This is a genomic window from Klebsiella sp. NPDC088457, from assembly GCF_044900465.1.
GTDB lineage: Bacteria > Pseudomonadota > Gammaproteobacteria > Enterobacterales > Enterobacteriaceae > Klebsiella.
Map to the genome: position 1 here is coordinate 58,233 of NZ_JBJDNH010000002.1, position 15,529 is coordinate 73,761.

General features: G+C 51.4%; 14 protein-coding genes. 6 read left to right on the forward strand and 8 right to left on the reverse strand.

The genetic code is table 11. From position 1 onward, the window contains the following. Positions 1 to 170: 170 nt before the first annotated feature. Complete coding sequence (locus tag ACI2JR_RS02400) at positions 171 to 3,278, reverse strand: beta-galactosidase (protein WP_462477766.1); 3,108 nt, start codon at positions 3,276 to 3,278, stop codon at positions 171 to 173. A gap of 220 nt (positions 3,279 to 3,498) precedes the next feature. Between ACI2JR_RS02400 and ACI2JR_RS02405 the strand changes: the two genes are divergently transcribed. The 4 genes from ACI2JR_RS02405 (at position 3,499) to ACI2JR_RS02420 (ending at position 6,225) form a co-directional block, all read left to right on the forward strand. Further along, the gene (locus tag ACI2JR_RS02405) at positions 3,499 to 4,563 is read left to right on the forward strand and encodes a LacI family DNA-binding transcriptional regulator (protein ID WP_132731126.1); all 1,065 of its coding nucleotides are present in this window, start codon (positions 3,499 to 3,501) and stop codon (positions 4,561 to 4,563) included. Between the two features lie 79 nt (positions 4,564 to 4,642). Continuing rightward, entirely contained in the window at positions 4,643 to 4,783 is a 141-nt protein-coding gene (locus tag ACI2JR_RS02410) for a hypothetical protein (protein WP_462477767.1), read from the forward strand. 150 nt (positions 4,784 to 4,933) lie between these two features. After that, complete coding sequence (locus ACI2JR_RS02415) at positions 4,934 to 5,368, forward strand: GNAT family N-acetyltransferase (protein ID WP_462477842.1); 435 nt, start codon at positions 4,934 to 4,936, stop codon at positions 5,366 to 5,368. Positions 5,369 to 5,661: 293 nt separating this feature from the next. Further along, positions 5,662 to 6,225 carry a YagU family protein gene (locus ACI2JR_RS02420; protein WP_132731125.1) on the forward strand — a complete coding sequence of 188 codons (564 nt, stop codon included), beginning with the start codon at positions 5,662 to 5,664 and terminating at the stop codon, positions 6,223 to 6,225. 116 nt (positions 6,226 to 6,341) lie between these two features. On the opposite strand, the gene ACI2JR_RS02425 is transcribed toward ACI2JR_RS02420, so the two are convergent. The 3 genes from ACI2JR_RS02425 to ACI2JR_RS02435 form a co-directional block, all read right to left on the reverse strand. Next, a complete protein-coding gene (locus tag ACI2JR_RS02425) occupies positions 6,342 to 6,533 on the reverse strand; it encodes a hypothetical protein (protein WP_132731191.1) in 192 nt (63 codons plus the stop codon). Positions 6,534 to 6,768: 235 nt separating this feature from the next. Beyond that, positions 6,769 to 7,728, reverse strand: coding sequence for a YbgA family protein (locus ACI2JR_RS02430; RefSeq protein ID WP_462477768.1), 960 nt, complete (start codon positions 7,726 to 7,728; stop codon positions 6,769 to 6,771). A 259-nt stretch (positions 7,729 to 7,987) separates the two neighbouring features. Continuing rightward, complete coding sequence (locus ACI2JR_RS02435; RefSeq protein ID WP_132731123.1) at positions 7,988 to 8,716, reverse strand: MerR family transcriptional regulator; 729 nt, start codon at positions 8,714 to 8,716, stop codon at positions 7,988 to 7,990. Positions 8,717 to 8,834: 118 nt separating this feature from the next. Here ACI2JR_RS02435 and blc point away from each other — a divergent pair, with 118 nt between their 5' ends. After that, positions 8,835 to 9,359: an outer membrane lipoprotein Blc gene (blc, locus tag ACI2JR_RS02440; protein WP_462477769.1), complete on the forward strand. Its 525-nt coding sequence runs from the start codon at positions 8,835 to 8,837 to the stop codon at positions 9,357 to 9,359. A 136-nt stretch (positions 9,360 to 9,495) separates the two neighbouring features. Here the strand turns inward: blc and ACI2JR_RS02445 are convergent, their stop codons facing one another. The 4 genes from ACI2JR_RS02445 to ACI2JR_RS02460 all read right to left on the reverse strand — a co-directional run bounded on the left by ACI2JR_RS02445 (position 9,496) and on the right by ACI2JR_RS02460 (position 12,934). Continuing rightward, on the reverse strand, positions 9,496 to 9,738 hold the full coding sequence (locus tag ACI2JR_RS02445) for a DinI family protein (RefSeq protein ID WP_132731121.1): 243 nt from the start codon (positions 9,736 to 9,738) through the stop codon (positions 9,496 to 9,498). A gap of 315 nt (positions 9,739 to 10,053) precedes the next feature. Beyond that, positions 10,054 to 10,413 carry a hypothetical protein gene (locus ACI2JR_RS02450; protein ID WP_462477770.1) on the reverse strand — a complete coding sequence of 120 codons (360 nt, stop codon included), beginning with the start codon at positions 10,411 to 10,413 and terminating at the stop codon, positions 10,054 to 10,056. Between the two features lie 80 nt (positions 10,414 to 10,493). After that, on the reverse strand, positions 10,494 to 10,865 hold the full coding sequence (locus ACI2JR_RS02455; RefSeq protein WP_462477771.1) for a hypothetical protein: 372 nt from the start codon (positions 10,863 to 10,865) through the stop codon (positions 10,494 to 10,496). 152 nt (positions 10,866 to 11,017) lie between these two features. Beyond that, complete coding sequence (locus tag ACI2JR_RS02460) at positions 11,018 to 12,934, reverse strand: hypothetical protein (RefSeq protein WP_462477772.1); 1,917 nt, start codon at positions 12,932 to 12,934, stop codon at positions 11,018 to 11,020. Between the two features lie 726 nt (positions 12,935 to 13,660). Between ACI2JR_RS02460 and ACI2JR_RS02465 the strand changes: the two genes are divergently transcribed. Further along, on the forward strand, positions 13,661 to 15,295 hold the full coding sequence (locus ACI2JR_RS02465; RefSeq protein ID WP_462477773.1) for a hypothetical protein: 1,635 nt from the start codon (positions 13,661 to 13,663) through the stop codon (positions 15,293 to 15,295). Positions 15,296 to 15,529: the final 234 nt, after the last annotated feature.

A 15,529-nucleotide genomic window follows, 5' to 3' on the forward strand; every position in this document is an offset into this window, starting at 1 on the left:
TGTTATTATACTCGCCATTATTCCCGCCGCTTTGCAGCGGGCGACCTGTCGCTTCCCTGCGTGACGCCATCCGTGTGGCGGGACGGTACCCGTTGCCGCCGCGATGTATCCCGGCTAAGCGCTAAGCGGGGAACGCCGTTTGGGATGGGGGACATCCGCCCCCCGATTATTTATTGCAGATGAAGGGATATCTGATACTGCCATTGCGTATCGAGCAGCAGCCATTGCGGCAATACGCTTGGCGTCCAGGAATCATCGCCGCCGACGCCCATATGCTGGCTATCAAGGGTTATCCAGACGCCGTTTTCTGGTTTCATCCGGTGCCAGTGATCGGTCTCCATCAGCTGGGCGGTACCGTAGGGTTGTACCGAGAAGTGGAAATGGCCGGTTACATGCCAGCGGCCCCAGTCCAGCGCGGTGTTATCGCAACGCAGGCCGTTTTCGGTGGGGAAAATGTACGGCGTACTCATCTCGGCCAGCGGCAGCTGCCAGCGGGCGAAACAGGCGCTGCTCCTGCGATCGGGATAGTTTTCATGCGGACCCAAACCAAGCCAGGCAACGTCGGCATGCTGATCGGGAACCTGGAAATGGAGGCCCACTCGCGGCAGCGGCGGCAGGGTGCTCGCCCGCTCGCCGTTTACCGCCAGATGCAGACGGCCTGCGCTATCAAAGGTCATCCGCCAGCGGCTGACGATCATCACCTCGTCGCCGCGCAGGTAGTGCCAGTGGCTGTCGACGATCGTCTCATGGGCCAGGCGTTGCGCCACGCAGTGAACGCAGCGCGCTTCGAGCGTATAGTGCCCGGCGCTCTTCCAGCGCTCAACCCAGGCGTTGGGATCGATACGTTCGACTTCGCTGACCCCGATATCGTTATCCAGCGGGGCGCGGATGAACTGGTCGCGCAGCGGGGTCAGCAGCTGTTCCACGCCGTCCACCCGCCACTGGCTTAATAAACCGCTGCGCCGATCGATCGTCCACTCCTGCGGCCCCAGGCTGATACTGTAGGTTCGTTCGTCGCTGGTCAACGCTGGCGCCGGGCCGGGGGCGCTGTACGCCGGTAAGGCCAGGGGGGCGGCGAGGGCGAACTGTTCCCAGGCCACGCGGTGCCCGGCGTCTGACCACGCCGTGGCCTGCGGCTGGATAACCTCCAGCGTCAGCCAGACCTCCTTCGCGCCGGCAGGTAACGCCAGGCGATCGCAAAGCGTCAGTTCAGCGTGGCCTTGCGCCGCGAGGTTCAGCGCGACGCTCCCGCTGGCACAGGTTTCGCCGCCGGATTGCACCTGCCAGTTCAGCACTTCGTTGTCGGTGGCGCGGAACAGGTATTCGCTGCTGATGTGGATGCACAGCGGAGATTGTTCCAGCAGGGAGAACTGAAAATATTGCTGGGCATGTTTGGCTTCGAATAGCGAAGGGTGCGGGCGGCGATCCGGGAACACCAGCCCGTTCATGCAGAACTGGCGATCGTTAGGTTTATCGCCGAAATCTCCGCCGTAGGCCCAGCCCGTGCTGCCGTCAGCAAACGTCTTTTCGAGGGCCTGATCGGCCCAGTCCCAGATAAAACCGCCCTGTAGTCGGGGATATTCACGGAATGCCTGCCAGTAATCGGCAAAGTTGCCGAGGCTGTTGCCCATGGCGTGCGCATATTCACAGAGGATCAGCGGACGCTGTTCACCGGGCATGCCGATCCATTTTTTAATTCCCCATTTCGGCACGGCAGGAATGCGTTGATCGCGCTCGACGCGAGCGTACATCGGGCAGATGATATCGGTGGCGGTTGTATCGGCGCCGCCGCCTTCGTACTGGACCGGGCGCGAAGGATCCTGACGCTTCAGCCAGTGATACAGGGCTTCATGGTTGGCGCCGCCGCCGGACTCATTGCCCAGCGACCAGATAATTATCGACGGATGATTGCGGTTGGTTTGCACCATCCGCGTCACGCGGGCGCTGAACGCCGGGAGCCATGCCGGATCGTCGGAAAGGCGGTTCATCGGCACCATACCGTGGGTTTCGATGTTGGCTTCATCGACCACGTACAGGCCATAGCGGTTGCAGAGCTCATACCAGCGCGACGCGTTCGGATAGTGCGAGCAGCGCACGGCGTTGAAGTTATTCTGCTTCATCAGCAGAATGTCCTGCAGCATATCCTCTTCGGTCACCACCTGACCGCGCTGATGATGGTGCTCGTGGCGGTTCACTCCGCGGATCAGCAGCGGCTTACCGTTGAGCAGCAGCAGACCGTTGCCGATCTCGACCCGGCGGAAGCCAATATCCCAGGCTTCAGCTTCCAGCAGCGTATCCCCGCGCCACAACGCGACCACCGCCCGGTAGCAGTGCGGCGTTTCCGCGCTCCACTGCGCGGGCCGCTCCACCGGCAGGGTGATGCTGGCGCGTTCGGCGTAGTTGCCGCGCTCATCGATCGCCGGCGAGCCTGGGCGCTGACGCTGGCGGGCTATCTCCCGCTCGCCGTCCCACAGGCTGACTTCGGCCGTCAGCTCAGCCAGGCCGTCGGCGGGGGCGGCAAGGGTCAGGTTAACCTGGAGCTCACCATCGCGATACAGCGTGTCCAGCTGCGGGGTGAGCTGGACATCGCTCAGGTGTTGCGCCGGTTTATTCAGCAGCCACACCGAGCGGAAAATACCGCTCATGCGCCACATATCCTGGTCCTCAAGCCAGCTGCCCGCGCTCCAGCGCATGACCATCACGCACAGGCGGTTGTCGCCAGCCCGCAGGTGCGGAGTGAGATCGAATGCGGCGGGCAGACGGCTATCCTGGGAGTAACCCACCCATACGCCGTTGCACCACAGGTGGAAGGCGGAATTGACGCCGTCGAAAATAATCCGCGTCTGGCCTTCGGTTAGCCAGCAGCGATCGACGGAAAAGTTCAGCGAGTAGCAGCCGGTCGGGTTCTCTTCCGGCACCCGCGGCGGCGTGGTTTCGATCGGATAACGGACGTTGGTGTAAATCGGGGCGTCGTAGCCCTCCATCTGCCAGTTCGAGGGAACGGGCGTGCCGCGGCTGTCGGCAAGATCGTGGTCGAGCCAGCGGGCGTCTACCGCGAACGGACTGTGGGCATACGAGAACTGCCATTGCCCGTCCAGCGCGCGGCGCCGGTCGGAGGCGCGGTTATCCCGGGCATCGGCCAGCTTGCGCCAGCTGGCAAACGTCGGGTGCGCAGCCAGGCGATTGACGTGGGTAATGCTCTGATTTTGCCAGTCTTCGCGGGCCAGGACGTCGTGAAACGTTAACGCGCGGGCTGAGGATGAGTGAGATTGTTGCATTCGCATACCTGACGGATAAGTGAGAGAAATGTCATTCGCTAGACAAGAATGATTTCGTTATCAGATATTTTTATCCGTCCCGCAATATCGGTGAAAATGAAACCGACCCACGATCACGAAACGCCGCAATCCGAGCAGATTTTTGTCGTGAATTAGACATAAAATGTTAGCGAACGACATTTAACGGCCAGGGCTCAGTTTTAGCCGACAGGAGATAAGCATGCAGCGCCATTCGGCAACATTAGATGATGTGGCCCGTGAGGCCGGGGTTTCTCAGCAGACGGTTTCCCGGGTGCTTAATCGTCCTGAGGTGGTGTCGGCGCGAACCCGTGAGAAAGTGATTCGCGCCATGCAGGCGCTGCATTATGTCCCCAACCGCTCGGCGCAGCTGCTGGCGGGCAAAGCGGCGCCCTCGATAGGGCTGATTACCGCCTCGTTGACGCTGCATGCGCCTTCGCAAATCGCCGCGGCGGTGAAAAGTCATGCCGCTCGCCATCAGCTGGAAGTGTCTATCGCGATGCCGGAGCGTACCGACTACGCCGCCTTGCAGGCGCGGCTGGATGAGTTTCGCGCTCAGCATATTCGTGGCGCGATTGTTGGCCTGCCGCTGGAGAGCGACATCGCGGAACGCCTGGTCAGGGAAAACCCCGATATCGCCTGTCTGTTTCTTGATGTTTCGCCGGAGACGGATGTCTCCTGCGTCCGGTTCGACCATCGCGACGGCTGCGGGGCCTGCGTGCGGCATCTTTGGCAACTGGGACACCGGGAGTTTGGCCTGCTGGCCGGCCCGGAAAGCTCCGTTTCCGCCCGCATGCGGCTGGGTAGCTGGCGAGAGGCGCTGCACAGCCTGGGGGTCAGTAATGGGGTGACGGTTTTTGGCGACTGGAGCGCCGCCAGCGGCTGGCGTAAAACCTTCGAGCTGCTGCATCTCCAGCCGCGGATCAGCGCCATCGTAGTGGCTAACGACCAGATGGCCTTAGGGGTACTCAGCGCCCTGGCGCAGCTCAACCGCAGCGGCAGCCGCGCGATCTCGGTGACCGGCTACGACGATACGGCGGATAGCCTCTACTTCCAGCCCCCGTTGACCACCGTTGCGCAAAACTTCGATCTGCTGGGCAAAAGGGCGGTGGAACGGCTGGCTCAGCAGATGGCGGCGCCGCAGGTACGTATCCGCGAACTGTTGCCCACCGAACTGATCGTCCGTCAGTCAACCTGGCCGCATGAGGGCGAAGACACCCGTGGCCCCTTGATTGCCGAGCTAAAAGCGCTGGTCGATAAGCTGTAAGCCGGTTTCGGTTTAGCTTTCATTGAAGAAGAGTGTGCTAGCGTAGGGAAAGACGTAGAGGAGGCTGGAAGCCGTCTTTATGTACAATGCAAAACACAATCTATCCATGCAAGCATTTGTTCACCGCCAGCTATCTGGCGGTTTTTTTTTGCCTGCGGTGCGCAAAAAAATCGAAAATTTATTTAATTCTTTAGTATGGGGGGATTTTAACCTTTATTAAGAATAAACGATCTGTTTTTAGCGCTTATGGTGTCGCCGTCCTCGGGGGTTATCGTTTATTAACCAGCATAATATACTGGAAGACCTTCAGGGGAGGGAGTCCTGTTCCGGCTATGCTGAAAGCGACAATGCGGGAGTCAAAGGTAACGTGATAATGCGGCTGGAAGGTAGAGAGAGTCTGGATAAAGTGAACTGGCAAGCTGTGGCAGATCTCATCGCCGCCGCGGGCCTCAATCAACGTGAGATTGGCCTGGTTGAGCAAGCTTTTCGTCATAGCGCCTTCTGTTGGTTTGGCTATGAAAAAGATCGGCTGATTGCGGTCGCCCGGGCCATCAGCGATCTTACCTGGTGCAGCTACCTCGCCGATGTTGCAGTGCTCCCACATCAGCAGGGTAAGGGCTATGGCCAGCAGCTGATGCAGGCGGTACAGAATGAACTGCTGCCGTTTGGCAAAATTTTTATCTATGCGGTTGCGGATAAAATGGATTTTTACCGTCGGTTTGGTTTTGAAACGTTGGCGACCGGAATGGTTTGCGCCAGCGATGAAAGCTTATTACGCATGCGAGAACAGGGGTATATCCGTTAATCTGGCGCGAGAAAACGCCATCCCTTCGTGCCGGAGCTCAGCGCCGCCAGAACTCTCTTTTGTCAGGAGAGGCGCGCATCCCTCTTTAGCCGCCATATGCAGCGCCGGCGACTGTCAGAGGCACTACGCAGGAACAACGCCTTGCATTGCCAAACGTCGTCCACTGGCCATAATTACAGTCTATTTATAGTAGCGGCTATGGCCAAAAAGTGTGATCTTGATCAACATGAGCGGCGCCATCTTTATGAAATATGAACATGCGAAATGAATATTAATATATTGGTGGTGTTTTTATGGCAATTAAGGATTTTTTTATCCGGACAGATCCGGCAAGGAGACGTTACGGCGTTGCATTATTTGTAGGGGCCATTGCCGGAATTATGTCGGCATTTGTGAAGTGGGGGGCTGAAGTACCTTTACCGCCGCGCACATTTTCAGGCGGCAGGGATGAGTTCAATCCGCCATATCTTTTTTTACGCGACTATCTTGGGATCGATCCAACCCATACCGTATATACTTTTTCAGAGCACGTCATTAATCCGGTGATGGTCACTCATATCATATTCTCACTGGTGTTTGCGATTGGCTATTGCGTCGTCGCGGAGGTTTTTCCGAAAGTAAAATTATGGCAGGGAGTATGGGCGGGGATCGTGGCGACAATTGCCGTCCACTGGATTTCATTTCCTTTGCTGGGTCTCACGCCCTCATTATTTCATATTCCGGCCGATGAATATATTTCTGAGCTGGTCGGGCATATATTCTGGTTCTGGGCAATTGAGATGATCCGTCGCGACCTCAGAAACCGGCTGACGCGGCAACCTGATGCCGAAATCCCTCTTAGTTCTCCGTTCAGATAACGTCGGGAGTGAATAAACCGCCGATCGGCGGTTTATTCATGCATCAGACGGCAGCGAACGATAGCCTAAATCGGCCAAAGACCTTTCTCGAGGGGATACCAGCGGTTGCTGGACGCTCACTTCTTTTTGCGGGAAATGACGAAATGGTCCTCATTTCGGGTTAATTTTGAGCCGTTCGTGCAGTATTCAATCGCAAAGTTGAAAAACTCGTCGGAGTCGAGTTCGAAAGCCAGCTCGACTTTATTGGCTTCGCCGGAGTCAAGAAGCTGTTTAGCTTGCGCTAAGTTGTTAGCTTTTATTGTACCCATCACGATATCTCCTGACAGAATGATGTGGTTGTGAGTGACCGAACACAGAATATCTACCGACATATGTCAACAGCATGACAAACTAAAAAAAGGGCGGATTAACGCGGTTCCGTCATTGCGCGGGCAAACCGCGGGCATGCTCAAAGCGGTATTTGATGATTTCCAGGCGCAGCTGGCCGCCACCTCAGCGATAAGGCGTGGCGGCCGGGGGGTGGACGCTTGTCAGCATATGCATTCAGCTGACGGCCAGGCGCAGGCCTAAAGACTCAGGATAAGGGTTAAGATAGTTTTGCGTTTGCAGGTAGCGATCCGGGTGTTCAGCCAGATAGTGTTTCAGCAGCGTGAGGGGGGCGAGTATCGGCAGCAGGCCGGCGCGATAGTGCAGAATAACGTCGCGAAGCTCGCCGCGCTGACGGGGGGTCAGCTGGTGGCGGAAGTAGCCCTGAATGTGCATCAGCACGTTGGTATGATTTTTCCGCGAGGCGGGTTGCTTCAGAATGGCCATCAGTTTTTCGCGGTAAGCCACGAAGAAAGCCTCAAGGTCTTGCCATTTGTGCAGCGAAGCCACGAACGGGCCGATTTCCCGATAGCCCGCCTGGTGGTGCGCCAGCAGTTGCAGTTTGTACTGGCTGTGGAAATTCAGCAGCGCGCGGCGGGTGAGACCTTGCGCCCGCACGGTGTTCAGGGCGTGCAGGGCGAAGACGCGCTCGATAAAGCTTTCCCGCAGCAGCGGATCGTGCAGACGACCATCCTCTTCAACGGGCAACCAGGGATATTTTTCCAGCAACGCCCGCGTAAAGAGGCCACTTCCTTCTTTGTGCCCGCGGTTACCGTTTTCATCGTACAGCCGCACCCGTTCCATACCGCAGCTCGGTGATTTGGCGCAGACGATAAAACCTGACAGATTGCTCAACCCGGGGAGAGACGACGCGGTGAATTCGGTCATTTTTTCCGTTATATCGTCGTGCGGCATCTGGCTAAAGCGCAGCCGGGTATGGCCATCGGTGGTCTGAACCAGGCGCAGGGCCGGGCGGGGAACGGGCAGGCCGATGGCCATCTCCGGGCAGACGGGCTTAAAGGTCACCCACTGCGCCAGCGCATCCATGACGAAGCCCATGCGTTTATGCCCGCCGTCAAAGCGCACTGCCGAACCGGTTAAACATCCACTGATCCCGATCGTTGGTTGAGTCTTCATGATGCGAGCCTCTTTGCTGTTAAGAAGAATACGACCTGCCGCCGCCAGGCGCAGATCGAGGTGGTATCTTCGTCTAATTAAAACTTACACAAGTATTGAAGTTTGTCCATGTATGGGCGAGTATGTTTTTTATTAGTGCTGTGATTCAGCAGGTTACGTTTTTTGTTCTGTACAGACTATTTTGTGTTTTTTGCAAGGGGATGAAAAAGCGGCCGCCAAAACATTAGCGGCTGGCGGCCCGGTGGGGACATTGACGGGGTTATAAAGTGATGACCTCGAGGGAAACAACCTGCTGCTGCCAACGTGCGATCTGCTTTTTGCGCGCGACGGTGAGTTTGCCGCTGCTGACCAGCAGCCAGTTGCGATCCGGGAAGATTTCCGGCGCCAGGGTGGCGGGCGGCATCGCAAGGACGTCGATACGATGCCCCTGACCGGTGCGCTTGAGCGCTTCAAGCCAGATTTCACAAGGGTCGCTGAGGTGCCAGCCCGTAAGCAGAGAGTTATCGCCCGGCGCTTTTTTATCGCCTTCAAGGCAAAATGCGGTATAGGCGATGATAACGCCGTCGAGAATTTCACGCAGGGTCATCATTGCCGGAATATTTGCCGACACCTGGCTGCGCAGCGGGCGCAACACCTCCGTAACCAGTTCAGCACGAGGATATTCGCGGCCGGAGTCGTAAATCAGCTGGCGCAGGGCGGTGATTTTTCCCTCTTTCAGCCGCTGGAGCATGTTCTCCTGCAGGGTGAACCAGTTGTCGTTGCGACGCGCGCCGGGGCGAGCCAGCAGGGTCTTAACCTGGCTGATGGCGACCCCTTTTTTCACCCAGTCGAGAATTTTGAGCGCCTGTTGCACATCGTCGTCACTGTACAGGCGGTGCCCGCCATCGGTACGCTTCGGTTGGAGCAGGCCGTAACGCCGCTGCCAGGCGCGAAGCGTGGTCGCGTTTATCCCGCACAGCCGGGAAAATTCACCGATGGAGTAAGACATGGGGTACACCTGATGACAAAAGAGATACCCAATATACTACGAATAATTGTGGGTTGAATGAAGTGCTGGATCGCTGCACGACACGTTATTCCCTGCTGCGCAGATAGAAGGAGTTTTCATGAAAGTATGGCCCGTGGTAACCGGTGTGGCCGTCGCGTTGGCCCTGGTTGCCTGTAAGTCCCCCATGCCGCCGAAGGGCGTGCAGCCGATCGCAGGCTTTGATGGCCGCCGCTATCTGGGCAAATGGTACGAAATCGCCCGCCTGGAAAACCGCTTCGAACGCGGGCTTGAGCAGGTGACCGCCACCTACAGCACGCGTAGCGACGGGGGCATCGGGGTACTCAATCGTGGTTATGATCCGCTGAAAAATCAGTGGCAAGAGAGCCTGGGGAAAGCGTACTTCACCGGCGCGCCCAGCATCGCGGCGCTGAAGGTCTCGTTCTTTGGCCCATTTTATGGTGGCTATAACGTGATCAAGCTTGATGAGGACTATCAGTACGCGCTGGTCAGCGGCCCTGACCGCGACTATCTATGGCTCCTCGCGCGTACGCCCACCATTCCAGAAACGGTGAAACAGGATTACCTTCAAGCCGCCCGCGCGCTGGGCTTCCGGGTCGATCGGCTGGTGTGGATAAAACAGTAACATCCTGCCGGGGAGGTCCAGGCGCTGGCAACCCGGTTACCGAATACCCGCTGCCCGGCCATTCCAACGTTCAGGGGGCGATAAATGAAGCGCTTCCTGCAACCTCACACCAGCGACATCGCCGCGGCAATTTCCCTCACTCCGCCGCCAACCACATATCCGCCTCTTCGAACATCTCCTGGACCGTGCGGCTGATCTGTTCTTTTTCGTGCTTGCTGGCATCCGTATTGATGGCGGGGAGGGTCATCATGGGTTTCACGCGCACATCGGCATCAGGAAAGATCCGCTGAATGCGTTTTGTTAATTCCGCCGCAATCGTCTCTTTCGCCCCGGTCAGCCCCTCAAAATTGCGCTTGTCATAAATCAGTTCTACAAACATCCGTCATCTCCTTAAGATAATCGCTGGAGGTACTTATACTGTATCCATGTACAGTGTCAAGCGATGTCCTGAGTGTGTGCATAGATGGGATGCTGTGATGAGTGTGTTTGATGATATCTGGAGATACAGTCAGCGTAGAAGGGAATACATCAGCACAGGTAAGAAGGATAGAATTTATCTATGTGGGGTGGTCAAGGTCACCCGGTCAGGAGGGCGGCGTTAAAGCATGAATGCAATCATGAACAATTATTGTCAGATTTATGGTAATTTAGCTTACATAAAACGGCTATCAATAGTGATAGCCGTTTTACTGATTTAAACTTGTCTCATGTAAACATCTGTGACGCGCAAATCGAAATTATATGACATCTGTGAAATATCTATCAGGATGAATGCATGAGTGGCCCAATCTGGTGCTCTGTCAACACTCGGCGATTGAGCATTGTCTCCTTGCATCTGACCGGGAATGATAACTGATTTTAGTATTGAATCGCTGCCGGTAAAATTATGAGAATAGGTGTGCCCATCTTGCTGCAGCACTATCCTCGGTTCTTTATCCTGGGATGGACCATATTCAATAAGTTTTGCCCAGACGACTTTTACCTGACACTTTTGGCCCGTGCCTGCATAGGTATTGGCTTTAATATGGTGTATTACGCTGCCATAGCTTTTCAATTTTATCGTTCCAACAATTGCCTGGAATACCCCTTCTCCTGCAACGCTATTTCGGCCTATAGATATGTAGCTATTATTCCTTATAATGCTAAAGTTGGTGCTGGCATCCGTACCCCAACCATACCTTGATTTTCTAACGGTGTTAGCGCCCCCTGGAGGTAATATCCAGACCTCTTCTGTCCAGTAATATCATTAACACCATCACCTTTAGCACCGAACATATAAGGCGAAATAGTACCTGATCTTTCCAGAGAACGTATCCATATCCAATTTATTGCCGGGCGGATAGCGATAGCTCCATCATCTGCTATAGTGGAATCCTGTTGAGCTATAAATAACCCACCACCTTGTGCGGGAAGCTGACCTGAATAGTAAGACGTTACATAAATAACATCACCAGTAGAGCCTGGAGTGATGGTTCGAAGTGTTGTAATATCGGAGCAGATATCCAAGTGGCACCTCCATTATTTGATTGTCAGTAAATAGTACTTGTTGATTTGTTTGAGTTTTACGATCTTCGATTATTTAAATGTTACGTGAGTTGCAAGTGCTGAGTGATTGTTTACCTTTAAATTTCTTTTTCATCTGGTCGCCGTCATCCCATCTAAAAATCACTAAGATACGATGCGCCGGTTAATGTTAAATAGAGAGTGGTGGGTGAAGTTGTTAAAACAATGGGTGTACTGTTATCAGGCCATGTTACGGTAAATGAATTTGAACCACTATATACAGCTTCTTCAACTGTAATTACGGGTGAAGATGTGGGGTTGAGCTTAATTAGTCTACACATCATTGCGCCAATAGATGAGGAAATGTAAAGGCGATATGAACCAGTTTTACCTGCGTAATCAGGGTAAAATGTGTGAGATGAACCGCCAGCTAATTGAATACTGTAAGATGTTACACCTGTTTGGGTTGCTTTTGGTGGTCTTTCATTATAAGCAATTCCATACGTGTTCACGCTTCCAGAAACTAAAGCTGCGTATTCCAGTGTAATTGTTGAACCGGAATTACCAGCTGAGATCTTAATGTCGTGATAACGTGCTCCGGTTGCGATATAGATTGTGCAGTAGTATTTTCCGCCTTTTCTGACCCAGCTTCCTGATGATGTGGTTACGATACCATCCGCTGCTGTACTATATATTGTCACGCCACTACTTGAGGCGATTGAGGTGGCTGTGAAAATATAAGTACGGCTTCCGGTATCTTGACGAAAAGACGTACCGAATACAGCATCACTTCCTGTAGCTGTTACGCGGCGAGATATTAAAACCTCAAATGTGCAATTAGTGAAGGTCCAGCCGCGTGGCTGGCTGTGACTTGGATGACGCCAGGACCAGCTTGCGTTCGGAATTAAGTTTTCTCTGATTGGTTGAGCTGTATGACTGGTCGCAGCAGCAGTTACCGTACCATTGATTGTACAGAATACCCCTGCGCCATTATCTGTAGGCTGAGAGCATTCTACATCAGAGATGTTGATGGTATAACCCTGATTGGCCTGAAAATTAATGGCATACAATGGATGTGCAGTTTTTGGTGAGGCTGCAAGATTAAATCGGCAGTTACTAAGCGTTACTGAAGCAATGGATGTCAACGATTGTTTTCTCAATACAATGAATGCGGAATCAATTGGTGGTGTCGAGGATCCAAAATCTGCCGCTGACCCTCCTACCGCAAAGACATCATTAATGATTACAGCTCCGGAACCTGTTGGGTTATTATCGAGAACAATTCCTACTTGATCAAACGAAGCGACGTTAAGAAGAACATGACCGATATAGTTTGCCGCAGCTGCATTTTTGATGGCAATTTTTTTTGCGAAAGTAAGACAATTTTGAATATGAGTACCATCATGATTTTCAAGACTGACGAAAATACTATTATCATCGATTATACAATTGGCCAGGGCTGATTTTGCACGAATAACGCCAGGAGTACTATAGCAATTTATTATTTGATTAATATCGCGTGATTCTTTTATTTTATAATCACATTCATAGGCAAAACCAACATTTTCCTTAAAAATCTGTGTTTGCCCTGTGGCTTCTATGAAGTTACGCATTCCGTAGTATACACATGAAAGGATATTGGTATTTGTTTTGCTTTTGATGGCAGTACCATAGTCAATAAGTTGCGCTTTACTGGTAGCAGACCAATTCTGTAAAGGAGCACCTAATACTATGCCATCAAATGTAACCTGATTTTCACAATTAAACCAGGTCGTGTCAGTTGGCCCGTACCACAGAAATGCTGAGTCTTTCGGGTATGCAGGATCTATTGGAATCACAGGGCCATAACTGGTAGAACCATGTTGGAAATGTCCTGTGCGGTCGCCTAAGAAAGTTATGTTGTCTGGTACTGAATGGGATTTATAGAGAGGGTATCGTCCTCCCGATGCTAGTTTTATTACATTGCAATTATGAGTTGAACAATATGAAATTGCGAGATCTAGTGCATCATCAACATTGTTTTCTGTTTCACTCATGAAGTTTTCGATTGATGTAAAATAAATATTTTCCATTGCGTGACCTTTTTATTGGGAGGTTTCGGAATGTTTTGAAAACAATGACCTGACAAAATCTCGTTATCTTAAAATTAAAATAGAGGCCAATTTTATATGTTAAGAGTAAAAACGGGTGTTTATTCACATCCAGAACACATACTTAGCTATCCTTCCAGGTATACTGCGTATCAATATAGTGTCAAGGTCGTTTTACGAAATTGATGAAGATTTACTTTCGACGAAATGATATTGCAGGTAGAAACCTAATGTGAGTAAACGTGGGATGATGGTTGGCAATTATGCTGTATCAAGAAGATATGGATGGGTCTTGAGTTGAGATACCTCAAGTTGTCGAGCGTGGTTGCCGTATGCAGGAGAGCGGTGCAACCAGGCAGTAAGTAGCAGATGTGACAGGGTTGGAGGAAGGTTATTTATAAATATTTCCATGCAGGGTAAGGAGGCTCACCTGTGAGTTGTGTGCAGGAGCTGGCAGATGAGCAAGTTGATATCGGGCAGCGCAACAGCCACAAAACGGTGCCCTCGCACTGCTGGCTAAACCACTTATTTAGTTAAGTCTTGAAATGACTTTTGGGCCCGTCTCAGGCAATGCAGCGGCATGTTAAGCCAGTGTTATATATTAGTTGAGTGTGATATTTTTAATGGCGAGATGGTGACCGGCAACTATACTGAAATTAGATCGTATTAATACTGGTTAAAGCTAATTTAAAATAAGGTGCCATCGATATGTCATTACAGTCTACTACTATCCCTGGGAATTCAGAAAACAGTGTTTTTGATAATATCGAAAGTTTTGTGACTCCAGAAAAATTTGGTGCTGTGGGAGATGGTGTCGTAGATGATAGTTCTGCTTTTACATCTGCTTGTGCCACAGGTAAAAACATCATATGCAATTCTCAGGGGAAATATCTATTGAATAGTCAGGTAGTATTTCCAATTGGTAAAACAAAACAGATTATAGATGGTAATGGTTGCGTCATTATTTGGAATGGCGGGAATGAACAACCATTTAATCAGAGAGGAGAGGGCAATGCTCTGATAGGTTATACAAAATATAAGTCTTATCAGAATATGAAAATTATGGGTCCGGTGAAAACGACTTCCAGATTTTCATCCTTCTCTAATTGTCATGCTATAAATTTTTCGGATGGATATGTAAGGAATATTAAATTCGATGGATGGACCAACTGTTTGAGAGCTTTCGGTAATACGATGTCCACAGAAATAATTGCGGACAATGTTAGAAATGCTATTTGGTCAGAACGTAATAATAACAACCATATATCTAATGTGAAAGGAGGATGGATCGCTGGAGATGTATTAGTATTTTATAGTCAATTTTCTTCCGCGCATAATATAAATGTGGAATATGCAGGGATTATACCTGAAAATTCAGAGGAAACTGGTGGCCCGAGGTCCGGGTGGGGGTGTCTTGTTAGCACAGGGCAAGATGGTTATGCTGATGAGACAAAGTATATCAATATTTCTGACGTGATTTGTAAATACCACGGTGGTGGGGGAATCATTATAGGGGGGGAGTTCATTAATGTTCAAGGAGTTATTAATGTCGGTGATGCTTATCAACCAAGCTTTGCAAATAGACAGTGGGCTGTATGGGTTAGTGGAACTGATAATAATATAGGAGATATCCATATTGGTCAGACACAAGGTGCATGCCTGGTTCAATCTGGTTCCACCCGTTGCAGTATTGGCAGAGTTTTTGTTAGTAAACCTCTTGTTGGCATCCGGCCCTTTATATTATCCGCATATGATGATGCCGGCGCAGGGACGAAGATTGCTGAATGCCGCATTGAAGGTATTTTTATGGAAGGGCATCTTACAACAGACAATGCGATTGTTCTTTCAACAGATGGGCTTTTGATTGGTGAGATTTTTATTAGAAGTAATGGTAATCAAGGTAGTTTAAGAACTCTGTTGATAAGGGGTGGGGCAAATGTTGGGGTCTTTCGCTCTTACAATATTTCTATGTCAGCAGGTACAGCCAATGTGGTGGAACTACAGTCTAAGGATGATCGGCATCCTATAATAGGCGTAACTGAAGTACATGGGCATTTTGGTGTCTGTATCTATATAACTTCCGGTTGCATTCCTTTATTAGGCGATATCAGACTACGCATGGTAAGAAATGGAGGTCTTTCCCCAATAGTTATTGAAAACGATGGCTCAGGAAATTTTTTCTTTGGGAATGTAACAATTAATGGGGCGTTAGGGGCTCCTCCTAAGATGAATGGGACGCTGTCTTGCGCGGGATTTTATAGTCCCGCAGAGTGGCGAAAAAAAGATCCAGCACTGCCAGGTATTGTTCGGTATCCTGATCTGATAGCACACACTCTAACCTGACAATGTTTGCATATTCTCAATTGGCCGCAGATGTTATCGGAGGAGGGTATTATAAATATCTCCCATTTGGATAAGGATGTTCAGCCATGCGTCATACGCAAAAATAGCCGGGTGGGGAAGTCGCTATGGCGGTGGCATCATAGGCAGATAGTTTTTCCTCAAAAAAGCATTAGTCAGTTAGTTAGGTATAACAATCAATTCAGGATGTACATTACTTAATACATCGAAAGTTAC

Bases quoted from the DNA above. Each gene is read 5' to 3' on its own strand.
- ACI2JR_RS02460 (WP_462477772.1), bottom strand. From the start codon at position 12,934: ATGGAAAATATTTATTTTACATCAATCGAAAACTTCATGAGTGAAACA.
- ACI2JR_RS02425 (WP_132731191.1), bottom strand. From the start codon at position 6,533: ATGGGTACAATAAAAGCTAACAACTTAGCGCAAGCTAAACAGCTTCTT.
- ACI2JR_RS02410 (WP_462477767.1), top strand. From the start codon at position 4,643: ATGTACAATGCAAAACACAATCTATCCATGCAAGCATTTGTTCACCGC.
- ACI2JR_RS02465 (WP_462477773.1), top strand. From the start codon at position 13,661: ATGTCATTACAGTCTACTACTATCCCTGGGAATTCAGAAAACAGTGTT.
- ACI2JR_RS02435 (WP_132731123.1), bottom strand. From the start codon at position 8,716: ATGTCTTACTCCATCGGTGAATTTTCCCGGCTGTGCGGGATAAACGCG.
- blc (WP_462477769.1), top strand. From the start codon at position 8,835: ATGAAAGTATGGCCCGTGGTAACCGGTGTGGCCGTCGCGTTGGCCCTG.
- ACI2JR_RS02400 (WP_462477766.1), bottom strand. From the start codon at position 3,278: ATGCAACAATCTCACTCATCCTCAGCCCGCGCGTTAACGTTTCACGAC.
- ACI2JR_RS02405 (WP_132731126.1), top strand. From the start codon at position 3,499: ATGCAGCGCCATTCGGCAACATTAGATGATGTGGCCCGTGAGGCCGGG.
- ACI2JR_RS02445 (WP_132731121.1), bottom strand. From the start codon at position 9,738: ATGTTTGTAGAACTGATTTATGACAAGCGCAATTTTGAGGGGCTGACC.
- ACI2JR_RS02420 (WP_132731125.1), top strand. From the start codon at position 5,662: ATGGCAATTAAGGATTTTTTTATCCGGACAGATCCGGCAAGGAGACGT.
- ACI2JR_RS02430 (WP_462477768.1), bottom strand. From the start codon at position 7,728: ATGAAGACTCAACCAACGATCGGGATCAGTGGATGTTTAACCGGTTCG.